This window comes from Dechloromonas sp. ARDL1 (genome assembly GCF_051122455.1).
In the GTDB taxonomy this organism is placed as follows: Bacteria; Pseudomonadota; Gammaproteobacteria; order Burkholderiales; family Rhodocyclaceae; genus Azonexus.
Map to the genome: position 1 here is coordinate 2,881,848 of NZ_CP168939.1, position 12,652 is coordinate 2,894,499.

At 52.6% G+C, this 12,652-nt stretch carries 9 protein-coding genes; 6 read left to right on the forward strand and 3 right to left on the reverse strand.

The window, feature by feature from the left end; translation table 11 throughout:
* Positions 1-25: 25 nt before the first annotated feature.
* Together AB6Q56_RS14205 and AB6Q56_RS14210 are read right to left on the reverse strand one after the other, a co-directional pair.
* The gene (locus AB6Q56_RS14205) at positions 26-814 is read right to left on the reverse strand and encodes a molybdopterin-dependent oxidoreductase (protein ID WP_295005396.1); all 789 of its coding nucleotides are present in this window, start codon (positions 812-814) and stop codon (positions 26-28) included.
* Between the two features lie 10 nt (positions 815-824).
* Positions 825-1,421, reverse strand: a complete 597-nt coding sequence (locus AB6Q56_RS14210; protein WP_295005398.1) for a cytochrome b/b6 domain-containing protein — start codon at positions 1,419-1,421, stop codon at positions 825-827.
* 171 nt (positions 1,422-1,592) lie between these two features.
* On the opposite strand from AB6Q56_RS14210, the gene AB6Q56_RS14215 reads away from it, so the two are divergent.
* The 4 genes from AB6Q56_RS14215 (at position 1,593) to AB6Q56_RS14230 (ending at position 5,348) form a co-directional block, all read left to right on the forward strand.
* Positions 1,593-2,165, forward strand: a complete 573-nt coding sequence (locus tag AB6Q56_RS14215) for a sigma-70 family RNA polymerase sigma factor (RefSeq protein ID WP_295005400.1) — start codon at positions 1,593-1,595, stop codon at positions 2,163-2,165.
* The gene (locus AB6Q56_RS14220; RefSeq protein WP_295005402.1) at positions 2,162-2,803 is read left to right on the forward strand and encodes a DUF1109 domain-containing protein; all 642 of its coding nucleotides are present in this window, start codon (positions 2,162-2,164) and stop codon (positions 2,801-2,803) included. The genes AB6Q56_RS14215 and AB6Q56_RS14220 overlap by 4 nt, the downstream gene beginning before the upstream one ends.
* A gap of 200 nt (positions 2,804-3,003) precedes the next feature.
* On the forward strand, positions 3,004-3,252 hold the full coding sequence (locus tag AB6Q56_RS14225; protein ID WP_295005450.1) for a cupin domain-containing protein: 249 nt from the start codon (positions 3,004-3,006) through the stop codon (positions 3,250-3,252).
* An 80-nt stretch (positions 3,253-3,332) separates the two neighbouring features.
* Positions 3,333-5,348 (forward strand): PAS domain-containing protein, encoded by a 2,016-nt coding sequence (locus AB6Q56_RS14230; RefSeq protein ID WP_295005404.1) that lies wholly within the window; start codon positions 3,333-3,335, stop codon positions 5,346-5,348.
* A 40-nt stretch (positions 5,349-5,388) separates the two neighbouring features.
* Here AB6Q56_RS14230 and AB6Q56_RS14235 read toward each other — a convergent pair whose 3' ends face one another.
* Complete coding sequence (locus AB6Q56_RS14235; RefSeq protein ID WP_295005406.1) at positions 5,389-7,260, reverse strand: sensor histidine kinase; 1,872 nt, start codon at positions 7,258-7,260, stop codon at positions 5,389-5,391.
* Between the two features lie 146 nt (positions 7,261-7,406).
* On the opposite strand from AB6Q56_RS14235, the gene AB6Q56_RS14240 reads away from it, so the two are divergent.
* Together AB6Q56_RS14240 and AB6Q56_RS14245 are read left to right on the forward strand one after the other, a co-directional pair.
* On the forward strand, positions 7,407-8,813 hold the full coding sequence (locus tag AB6Q56_RS14240) for a sigma-54-dependent transcriptional regulator (RefSeq protein ID WP_434513757.1): 1,407 nt from the start codon (positions 7,407-7,409) through the stop codon (positions 8,811-8,813).
* A gap of 1,036 nt (positions 8,814-9,849) precedes the next feature.
* Entirely contained in the window at positions 9,850-12,633 is a 2,784-nt protein-coding gene (locus tag AB6Q56_RS14245) for a molybdopterin-dependent oxidoreductase (protein WP_295005410.1), read from the forward strand.
* Positions 12,634-12,652: the final 19 nt, after the last annotated feature.

The following is a 12,652-nucleotide window of genomic DNA, read 5'->3' on the forward strand; positions in this document are numbered from 1 at the left end:
CGGGTGATCAGGGCAGCCGAAAAAATCAGCTGCCACCGAACCAGTTGTACCCCTGGTCTTCCCAGTAGCCCCCGGGGTAGTTATTGGTGACGAAAATGGCCTGGATGTGCTTCGGGTTCTTGTAGCCGAGCTTGGTCGGCATGCGCAGCTTCATCGGGAAGCCATAGCGCGGCGGCAGCGTCTGGCCGTCGTAGCTGAGGGTCAGTTGCGTCTGCGGATGCAGCGCGGTCGCCATGTCGATGCTGGTGTAGTAGTCGTCGGCGCACTTGAAGCCGACGTACTTGGCCCCCAGGTCGGCACCGACCCGGCGCAGGAAGGTGGCGAACGGCACGCCGCCCCACTTGCCGATGGCGCTCCAGCCCTCGACGCAGATGTGGCGGGTGACCTGGTCGACCTGCGGCAAGGCATGCAGCTCGTCGAGCGTCCAGGCGTGCTTGTCGGCGACCAGGCCGCTGACTTCGAGGCGGAAGGCGGCGGCATCGACCTCGCGCACCTCGTCCTCGTCATAGTAGGCGTTGAACGGGAAGGGACGGGTCATCATCGATTCCGGATAGGTCGGCGCCAGCAGCTTCGGATCGAACAGCCAGCCCTGGACCTTGTCATTGAAGCGCGACATCGTCAGCAGGGCGGCCTCGACGCTCTCGTCGTCGGTGATCGAGCAGCCGGTAAGCAGCGCCAGCCCGCCCAGCGTCATCGAGCGTTGCAGGAAGGCGCGGCGGGCCGGCAATTCGATGTACTTGCCGACATCCTTGAAGGCGTCCTTGAGCACGCGGTCGCCGTTGGCGAGCATCGGGCGGTTCTTTTTCGGCAACATGCTTGACTCCTTAACGACCGCGGATCATCGCGACCAGCGTGCGGGGCACCAGCGCCACCATGACCAGATGAACGCCGACGAAGGCGACCAGGGCGCTCATGGCAATGAAATGGATGCGCCGGGCAGCCTCGTAGCCGCCCAGCAACTCGCGCAAGACCGGGAACTGCACCGATTTCCACAGCACCAGCCCGGAAAGCACGAGAACGATGGTGTCGGCAATCACAAACAGGTAGGCCGCCCGTTGCACGGCGTTGTAGTGGCTCAGGTCGTCATGCGACAGCTTGCCCTTGAGGGCCGCCAGCAGATCGGCCACTATGGCGCGGGGCGACAGCGAAAAGAACTTGCGCCGCAGGCGGCCGCTGAAGATATTGAAAGCTAGGTAAATCAGGCCGTTGGCCGCCAGCAGCCACATGGCCGCGAAATGCCATTGAATTGCCCCGCCCAGCCAGCCGCCCAGCGCGATTTCCTTGGGAATGACGAAGGGAAAGATGGGCGAGGCGTTGTAAATCCGCCAGCCGCTCATGACCAGAATGACGACGGCGACGACGTTGACCCAATGCGTCACTCGCAACCAAGGTGGATGAATGACGGCAGTCTCTTTGCTCATGGCGTTCCGTTTAGATTTTGCGTCGGTTGGTAGATAAGCTGCTTTGAGATAATTGCTGCAGCGTTCTATGCGAGGTAATTCGTCGCGAGTTGGCGATCGGTTACAGGCTCGGGCAAAATATTTTTTGATCTGCTGCCAATATTTTTCCGGCAGTTGTAACCAAAGGCATACATGCAACGAATAAACAGAGAAGAAGGCTATCGTGCGAAGGAAGATCGCCTGAAAGATTTGTTCGTGCGTGGCCTGGCCGGCAACAATGCGGCGTACCAGACGTTTCTCGGCGAGTTGAGTTCGCACCTGCGGGCTTTCCTGCGCAAACGCCTGATCCGCCTGCCAGACGAAGTGGAGGATCTTGTGCAGGAAGCCCTGCTCGCGGTGCATAACCAGCGCCATACCTACGACCCCAGCCAGCCGCTGTCGGCCTGGGTACAGGCGATTGCCCGCTACAAACTGGTCGACCTGTTTCGCCGGCGGGCCATTTACGAACAGCGCACCGATACGCTGGATGACGGCATGGATTTGTTCTCCTCAGCCGATGCCGAGGCCGCCGAAGCACGGCGCGACCTGAACAAACTGCTGGCCGATTTGCCTGATCAATTCCGCCTGCCGATCATGCACACCAAGTTGGAAGGATTGTCTGTCAGGGAAGCGGCTGATTTGAGTGGGATGTCGGAATCGGCTATCAAGGTTGGCGTCCACCGCGGCTTGAAAGCGCTCGCAGCAAAGATACGAGGTGCCCAATGAAAACTGAAGACTTGATCACTATGTTGGCTACGGGAGCTGGTGCAGTCGAGGCACCCGCCGCCGCACAGCGCTACGCCCTGGCCATTGGCTGGGGCGCGACGGGTGCCACGCTGCTCATGCTCGCCCTTTTGCAGGTTCGTCACGATCTCGGGCATGCGCTCTTGCTGCCGATGTTCTGGGTCAAAGTCGGATTTGTCGGCTGTGTTGCCGCAGGGAGTCTATTTGCTGTGCTCCGCCTGTCGCGGCCCGGTGCGAATATTAACTGGGTGCCGGTCGCGCTCGGCCTTCCTGTCTTGGGTATGTGGACCATCGCTGCCTTTACGCTGATCGAGGCGGAGCCGATGGAACGCTCGAAAATTTTCTTTGGCGATACTTGGAAATCCTGCCCTTTACTGATCGCCATGCTCTCGGCACCGGTGTTCGTTGCCGTGCTGCGCACGATGAAGGACCTCGCACCGACCCGGCCTCGGCTAGCAGGTTTTGCTGCTGGTCTGCTTGCCGGGGCCGTTGCCGCCGTCGTCTATTGCCTGCACTGCCCCGAACTGGGCGCGCCATTCATTGGTTTCTGGTATCTGTTGGGAATGCTCATCCCTGCAGCGGCAGGATTTTCGTTTGGGAATTCACTACTGCGCTGGTAGCCTTTTCGAAGCATCGTTTCCGATTTAGATGTGCCGTTTACTTGAGTGGCCGACGATACGCTAAAAAATTCTCTCCGTTTTTAAAGGAATCTACCTTGCCACTTAAACGCATCTTTCAATCTTTAGACTTTGTACAGCCCACGATGGATGAAGAACCAAAGCGATCAGTCATTACCGAATCTACTGATGCTGTCGTAGTTATGTGGCACCTGCTTCCGGGGCAACGCATTCGACCACACGTTCATCCTAACGGACAGGACACATGGATTGTCATGTCTGGTAGCGGCGACTATTCACCCTGCGATGGAGTAACGACCACGCCAATATCGTGTGGACAAATTGTGGTGGCACACTCAGGGCAGGTACATGGTGTCCTCAATAACACGAATGAGCCGCTTCAAATTCTTTCGGTTGTTTGTCCAGCGAACGCAGGTTACGTATTGGCCTGAGGTGCAACCAATACGAATTTCACCTTGTGAATCCATAATACCAATCCCTGTTCGGCTCTGATCGAACACAGAAATTGAATATGAAAGTAAATCGGCCCGCCCTGCAAATTGCCGGACTGTATGCCTTGATTGGTATCAGCTGGACTATTTTTTCAGATCAAATCCTACTCGCATTGACCCCGGATTTGCTTGTTTTCTCGTGGATAGGCACGTGGAAAGGTATTGCGTTTATCTTTGCCACTGCGTGCGTCATTTACTTGATTGCAAAGCCGCGAGTGCGTATTGAAAGTCGAGCGTCATGGAATGGCGTCAGTGAGCCGGGAGCAGGTTCGTTGGTTCTTATTTTTGCGGTTTTGGCTGGAGTAATTTTGCTCGCTGGTTTTGTGCTGGTGGCTCAAATGACAGCAAAACAACGGGATAGTGAAATTGAACGTTTACAAGCCATTGCCGATCTCAAGGTCAGTCAAATCTCGGCTTGGCTTGCGGAACGTGACGCCGATGCCAAAATGATTTTCAACGATGATTCTTTGGTCAATTCGTATCTGGAGTGGCGGCAGTCGGAGTCAACTCTAGCCCGACGCCGCCTTGAGGAGCGACTCCATGCCTATAAGAAATCTAAAGACTATATTGAGGTCGTTTTGCTCGGTATCGATGGTGATCAATTCTCGACTAATGCAAATTCAGGAATATTGACCAAGCTTCCTGCTGTGCAGGCGGCAGTGAAAGAAGCCCATACAACGGGCCAGTTTATAAATACTGATCTCTATCTAGACGACGAAGGAAAACTGGGGCGGGTACATCTGGATTTTGTGGTGCCGTTACGCTCGGGGAGCATTAAGCAAGAACTTACTGTTGTGATACGAACCGACCCCAATCGGTTTTTATTTCCATTTATCCAGTCATGGCCCATACCAAGTGCGACCGCTGAAACACTGTTGTTTCGCCGTGAAGGTAACAACGTTTTGTTTTTGAATGAGTTGCGGCACCGTTCGGATACATCTGTACGCTTGCGTGTTCCGGTGGATGAAAAAAATTTGCTGGCATCTCAAGTTCTTCGCGGAGAAGCACTTCCTGATCAGGCGGTTGAAGGTGTGGATTACCGAGACATTCCTGTGTTGGGCGTTGTGAAAGCCATACCCGGAACCCCATGGTTTCTCGTTGCAAAACTTGATAAAGGCGAACTCTATGCCGGGGCCAAGCGAGATGCCGGCTGGATTGCCTTGGCCGACATCCTGGCGTTGATCGTAGCTGCAGTAGCCACTATTTTCATACGTCAGCGAGACGAACTTCGACATGCAGCAATCCAGCGCCAGGATCAAGTGGAAAAACTTCAAGCATTGCAGTTGCTTGAAGCGATTGCCGAAGGCTCAAATGACGCGATATACGCAAAAGATTTCAATGGACGCTATCTCTTACTTAATCGTGAGCTTTGCCGTTTTCTGGGTAAGAGTCGCCAAGAATTATTGGGGCGAGATGATCGCGAAGTTTTCCCCGCCGAAGATGCTGAAAGGATCAGGGGCGACGATCAGAAAGCCATGCGAAGTGGGCTCATCGAGAGTGCAGAGGAATCATTGCCGACAACAGGCGGTCGGCGTACTTTTCTAACAACCCGAGGTCCATTGCGCGACCAGGAGGGGCGGGTAATCGGCGTTTTCGGCATAGCGCGCGACATCACCGAAAGAAATTTCCAGGAGCGAGAGATTAGAGCAGGGGAGTCTCGTTTTCGGGCCATCTTCGATGGAGTGAACGATGGAATTGTTCTCCACGACGTCGCCAATGGCGTGATCTTGGAGGGCAATGTTAGGGTTACGGAAATGTTTGGCTATGGTCGTCAAGAAATTAGACACCTTACACTTGCCGATTTAAGTTCAAACACGACGCCATTTACGCGAGACGTGCTTTCAAAATGGCTTGAGCGGGTTAATCAAGGAGAATCACCCGTTTTCGAATGGATGGCCAGGCACAAGGACGGACATCTCTTTTACGTTCAGATTAGTATGCGAATGGCTGAAGTATCAGGTAGATCATGCGTGCTAGTGCTGATACGCAAACTGCGCGATCGGGACGAACTTAACCAAATATCTATTCACCTGTAATTGGGTAATTCAACAACCCATGTCGCCCAAGTCGGTGAGGTTAGCTAAGCTCTTCACTTTGGGGTAAGTCATCTGTCCCTTCTTGGGTAAGCGGGAGAACGACAACAACGGTGGTTCCGTGGTCTCGTTCCGAATCCAGATATACCTGCCCTCGGTGTTGAGCGACGATACGCTGCACTATTGCCAGTCCCAATCCGGTTCCTCTGGCACTAGTAGTGAAGAAAGGATCAAATACCTTGTCAGCAATTTGGGGGGGAATACCCGGACCATCATCGTCAAAACGAATTTCTACAGATGGCTGCGATTCATGTAGGAGGCAGCGAGTCCTAATTGTTATGTGCCCCCACTCAGGTACGGCATAAATAGCGTTTCCGAGTACATTTTGAAACAACTGTAATAATTTATTTCGGTCAGCCATGATCGTGGGAAGCTTTTCTTCCCCTTCCATACGGACTTCCACGGATTTCCCCGTTATTTCTGGCAAGAGGGATACCGACGCCGCCCTGAGCGTATCCCCCAGATCTACCCAGTCAAATTCTGCGGTACCTGGACGCGCATAAGTCAGCATGTCATTCAGAATTGTCTCCATGTAACGAACCTGCCCGAGGGCGATTTCGCAATTCTCAATTTGCATACCCCCTTCCTTTCGATGGTGTTCGTCGAGTATCTGAAGATTCATTTTGACCGATGACAGCGCGTTACGTAGATCATGAGCAATCATCGAGGCCATCTGCCCCAAGGCGCTTTGCTCAGAGTCTTTTCCGGCTAGGCGCAATTTTTCGGCCATCCGAGTCATTGCCCGACTGAGAGTTCCAATTTCATCATTGTTGTTCGCCGGGATCACAATATTTTTGTCACCTGAGGCAATGCGGTTTGCCGCCTTGATTAAAACATCAATGGGCCTCAGGAGTCGGCCTGTAGACACAAACAGCGTCAATAACATCAGGAGTCCAATGCTCGCAACCGCAATAGCAAGCTGCTTTTGAAGGGCTGCAGCTTTGATCTCCAATTCAGCTAGAGATATCACCCCTCCGACCACCAATACATTCTCAATTTCATTTCCTTCACCAACATTCAAAGGCGCACGACGAATACCCAACATCGTTGCAATCGCGGGAAACTCCATAATTAGTTGTGGCTTAGCCCCAGACAAAACTTGATCCCAAGTGTGAGCCAACTTGAAATCGCGGATTGCGTTGGCAGCCTTTTGATTATGGCTACCCGACGTCTCCGGACGGGACTGGTAAAGGTATTGACCGGCACTATCAGCAATCCAGTAAGCAATGCCATCATGGGTTTTACCTAATGTTCTAAACACTTGATCGATAGCAACAACCACAGCGATTGCACCGATTACATTGCGGTCCTTGCCGTGAACTGGGAGGCTGACGAACAACACCCTTTCTCCACTTGTTTCGTCGCTCAGGTTTCTGGTCTGTTCGTTGAAATTTCTTAGGCCCTGCTTTTCTGCCAATAATGACTCGAAATTCCAATTTGCAACTGGCGGGTCCACCATGGTGTGAACTACGTTATCGTTCCGCAAACTGACCAGCACGCGATGAGTTCCAGTGGCAGAGTCCAATAGCATCCTCACATGTCGATAGGCGTGCCTTTCCCGCATCATGATATCGAGTTGGTCTGCAACTTTTTGAAGGCCATCTACACTAGGCTCGGTGTTTTCCTCAATCATGTATCGCGCACCGCCATCGGCGAGCATGGATAGATCACTCTTCACCATGTCGATGGTGCTCTGGAGTATGCTTGCCTCCCGCTCCACACTATCAATTACGCGCTTGCCCTCTAATCCGTGAAGCGCATCACTTGCGGCGCTCCAGGTTAGAGCAATAGTGATAGCCACAGAGAGTCCGGTGACTAGTAGCGTGATCAATAGAAGCTTTTTTGCAATACTCATGGCTAGGCAGGCCGCATCAGAAAATTGAGATTCATTAATCTAGCTCACGGAAATATAGCTCTACCCATCTAGAGGTTCGAACAACTGTACCTGTCTTTCCCGAGAGGCGTTCGCTTAGGGGTTCCGAAAATGTTCTTGAGCAAGAAATGGCGGGAGATCGCGAATTGAAACACATACTTATTGTCGATGATGACTTGGCAATATGCCAGACACTGAAATCTCACTTTCAAAAAAGCGCATTTCAAGTGTCGCTGGTGAATACCGCGGAAGAAGGGATTAAGGTCGCCTTATCCAGCAATATTGATGCCATCATTTCGGATATTCGCCTGCCGGCAAAAGGAGGCCTTGACCTTTTGCGAGAGGTCAAAGCGGAAAAGCCAGAACTACCGATCATCATGATTACAGCGTTTCATGATTTGGAGATGACCGTGGCGGCGATGCAATGCGGGGCCATGGACTACGTTCCAAAGCCCATCGACCTTCCTGAATTGGACGCAGCGGTTAGTCGAGCGCTCTTTGCTTACAGTCGTTCAGATCATGTGACTGGCGACCCGCTGATCATTGGAGCGACAGATGTAACCCCAACACAAATTGTGGGTCAATCATTTGCGATGAAGGAGGTCTTCAAGAGTATCGCTCTTGTGGCGCAGAGCAGGGTGACGGCTTTAATTCTTGGAGAGTCAGGTACGGGAAAAGAGCTGGTTGCCAGAGCAATACACAATGCAAGTGCCGAAAGGGATATGCCATTTATTGCAGTAAACTGCGCAGCTTTGGTTGACTCCCTCCTTGAGAGTGAACTGTTCGGCCATGAGCGAGGTGCGTTCACTGGTGCTGTCAATGCACATAAGGGAAAAGTCGAGCAAGTAGGAGAAGGGACGTTGTTCCTCGATGAGGTCGCCGAATTGACCCCTCTTATTCAAGGCAAACTACTGCGTATCCTGGAAGCACGGGAATACAGTCCGGTAGGTAGTGCACAGGTTAAAAATAGCAAAGCTAGATTCATAGCGGCAACAAACGTAGATTTGCAAGCAAGGGTTGCCTCAGGTGAGTTTCGCGAAGATCTTTTTTACCGCCTCAACGTTGCTTCCATCAACCTACCACCGTTGCGAGAGCGACAAGGAGACATGCCAAGATTGATCGATTTCCTTCTTCGGAAGATCAATCGTGATCTACGTAAAAACATACGTAGAGTGTCTGGTGAAGCCATGGCTTGTCTTAACGCCTTTGCATGGCCGGGAAATGTTCGGCAACTTGAAAATGTCCTCATGAAAGCAGCGGTAATGGAACGCGGTGACACCCTCACCATTGACCGCCTTCCGCCGGAAATAAAGTGCTCACGAATGCCCTCAGCAGCACTGGAGATCAATTCTTCCATGCCGAAAAACCTACTTTCTCTTCGGGAAGTGGAAAAAAAACATATCGTGCATGTACTGGAAAAAACCGGTTGGCATAAAGGTCAGGCCTGTGAAATTCTCGATATTTCCCGACCTAAGCTTGAACGACGTATCCATGAATTTAATCTTAGTCCTCCCGATCGTGATAGCGGCAATTAAGTGAGTAGCATATTCCGAGGGTTTTCTGGTGTGTGGAAATTTTTAGGCTCTTAATCGCTTTCATGCGGGAAGAATCCGGCTTTGTGAAACGGGCACAGGGACATTGGCATAGCGAAACGTCAGCGCATCCGGAGATTTTGAGTTTGAGGTTGTCGGTGCCATGAACCCTTTGCCCGGCGTAGCTACAGGGCAATAGAGACGTTGCCGCCCTCACGCCTGGCCGTCGTGATCGGGTGGTCGGCGTAGGCGTAAGTGACGGAGCGATACGTCTACAAAGTCTTCAAGAAATTCTCCAATCCGTTGATTTTGGCGGCCAGACCTGTCATCAGGGATGGGCGACCATGTCAGCGGAAGGGGGTAAATGCCGCTGGAACAGCAGCTACTCATTGAGGGGGAGGAGCGCCGGGAACGGCTGGTTCTGGATTAGCAACTGGTCAAGCTTGGTTTGGTGAGAGTCCTTGTGCATGCGGCTATTGGTGAGGGGCAGAGATAGATCCCCCCTTGATGGACTGCTGATCGGTCAGATCGTAGAGATTTTCGCCTCCTTGAACTACGCCCACCGACAATTACGGATCACCTTGCTGAACATAAACATGGCCTGAAAGCGGTCGAAGATGATCGTGGCAAAAGGCAGGCATCTTGATGGCATATAACCCAGTTGCATACCGGATTTCTTGGATGCCAGCCATCTAAATATGCTGCCTTCAATGACATAGAGCAAATTTTCTATGGGTGCTCAGGCACGCAACGAATTTAACGAAACGTTAAATCTCATTTCGTTCAATTTAACGAAATGAATCTCCTTGGTTTTTGGAACTTGATACCCACCAAGAGGTTTTGTTGACCTAGGTCAATAAACCACAATTTAAATGTGGGTTTTGACCTGTTTTTCGAGCTGCTAACCATTGGCATGCTCATTGCTGTTACCCCTTCGAAGTTGCATACGACCGTATTCCCAATATCAGGGGGTTTCTGAACGCCGCGAAAGCGACGTACGGTTTTGGCACTCGGTCAAACAGTAGATAAGGAGATGACAATGGTTCAGATGACTCGCAGAGGCTTCTTGCTAGCCTCTGGCGCTACGCTCTTGGGAAGCTCTCTAAGTTTAAGAACCTTAGCTGCAGCTACAGATCTTAGTGGGGTTTTCGAATATTCAGGATGGGAAAACTTCCATCGTGCTCAATGGTCCTGGGACAAAAAAACGCGCGGCGCTCACCTCGTCAACTGTACTGGCGCCTGCCCTCATTTCGTCTATAGCAAGGACGGCGTGGTCATGCGCGAGGAGCAGTCAAAAGATATAGCTCCCATGCCTAACATTCCCGAGTACAACCCGCGCGGATGCAACAAGGGAGAGTGTGGTCACGACTACATGTATGGGCCGCATCGTATCAAATACCCTTTGATTCGCGTTGGCGAACGTGGCGAAGGAAAGTGGCGGCGCGCGACCTGGGAGGAGGCGCTCGACATGATTGCCGACAAGTGCGTCGATACCATCAAAAACCATGCACCGGATTGCATCAGCGTTTTCTCGCCGGTGCCGGCGGTATCGCCTGTGTCGTTTTCGGCAGGCCACCGCTTTGCCCACTACATTGGCGCCCACACCCATACTTTCTTCGACTGGTACGGTGATCATCCGACTGGCCAAACCCAGACATGCGGTGTTCAGGGCGATACTGCGGAAACGGCTGACTGGTTTAATTCCAGATACATCATTCTCTGGGGATCGAATCCCACCCAGACGCGAATTCCCGATGCACACTTCCTTTCCGAGGCACAACTCAACGGCACGAAAATCGTCAGTATTGCGCCGGACTTCAACTCGTCGGCGATTAAGGTCGACAAGTGGATTCATCCGCAGCCAGGTACCGATGGCGCATTGGCCTTGGCGATGGCGCATGTCATCATCAAAGAAAAGCTTTATGACGCACATAACCTGAAGGAGCAGACGGATCTTTCCTATCTGGTGCGCAGTGATACCAAGCGTTTCTTGCGTGAAGCGGATGTCGTCGCCGGAGGCTCCAAGGACAAGTTCTATTTCTGGAACGCGAAAACCGGGATGCCGATGATCCCGAAGGGATGCTGGGGCGATCAGCCAGAGCAGAAAGCGCCGCCCGTCGCTTTCATGGGGCGCAATACCAACACCTTCCCGAAAGGCTATATCGAGCTAGGCGATCTTGATCCGGCGCTTGAGGGGAACTTCAAAATCCAGTTGTTAGACGGCAAGAGTGTTGAAGTCCGGCCCGTTTTCGAAATTCTCAAGTCGCGCGTCCTAGCTGACAACACGCCGGAAAAGGCCTCAAAAATCACCGGAGTACCGGCCAAGGCCATTGTTGAGCTGGCGCGGGAATACGCCAACGCCAAGCCGTCGATGATTATCTGCGGCGGCGGCACGCAGCACTGGTATTACAGCGATGTACTGTTGCGCGCCATGCATCTATTGACAGCGCTGACCGGCAGCGAAGGGAAAAATGGCGGCGGGATGAACCACTACATTGGCCAGTGGAAACCAACTTTTCTCCCCGGCCTTGCCGCACTTGCTTTCCCTGAAGGGGCAGGCAAGCAGCGTTTCTGTCAGACCACCATCTGGACCTACATTCACGCTGAGGTAAATGACGAAATCATCAAGGCCGATATTGATACCGAAAAGTATCTGCGTGAGGCTATCAGTTCCGGTCAGATGCCCAATCTGCCTCGTGAAGGTCGCGATCCGAAGGTCCTCTTCGTCTATCGCGGCAACTATCTGAATCAAGCCAAAGGTCAGAAGTACGTTCTGCGTAATCTATGGCCAAAGTTGGAGTTGATCGTCAACATCAATATCCGTATGGATTCGACGGCGCTTTACTCGGACGTCGTGCTTCCTTCGGCGCACTGGTATGAAAAACTCGATCTGAACGTAACCGGAGAGCATACCTATATCAACTTGACCGAGCCGGCAATCAAGCCGATGTGGGAGTCCAAGACCGATTGGCAGATTTTCCTGGCCCTGTCTAAGCGCGTCGAAATGGCCTCGGTCCGGAAGAACTACACCAAGTTCAACGATGAGCAGTTCAAGTGGGTGCGCGACCTTTCAAATCTCTGGAATCAGATGACGATGGACGGAAAGCTGGCCGAGGATGCGGCTGCTGCTCAGTACATCCTGGATAACGCCCCTCATTCCAAGGGCATCACGCTCGACATGCTGCGCGAGAAGCCGCAGCGTTTCAAGGCGAACTGGACATCGACTATGAAAGAAGGAATGCCTTATACGCCATTCCAGAACTTCGTAGTTGATAAAAAACCGTGGCCCACATTGACCGGACGCCAGCAGTTCTACCTTGATCACCCGACATTTTTCGAGATGGGTGTTGAGCTGCCTACTTTCAAGGCCCCCCTGGATGCCGATAAGTACCCGTTCCGTTTCAATACACCGCACAGTCGTCACTCGATTCACTCGACGTGGAAGGACAACATTCTGATGCTTCGTCTGCAACGTGGCGGACCGTCGATTGAAATGTCGCCCATCGACGCGAAATCCCGTGGCATCAAGGACAACGATTGGGTCGAGGCCTGGAACGACCATGGCAAGGTGATCTGCCGGGTGAAAATCCGCAGCGGCGAGCAGCGTGGACGCGTCACCATGTGGCATACCCCAGAGTTGTACATGGATCTGATTGAAGGCGGTTCGCAAAGCGTCTGCCCGGTTCGCATCACGCCGACACACCTAGTTGGTAATTACGGACATCTCGTATTCCGCCCCAACTACTACGGCCCCGGCGGAACCCAGCGCGACGTGCGAGTCGACGTGAAGCGCTACATCGGCGCTACGCCGATGAGCTTCTAGTCAGAACCGCTGATCAACA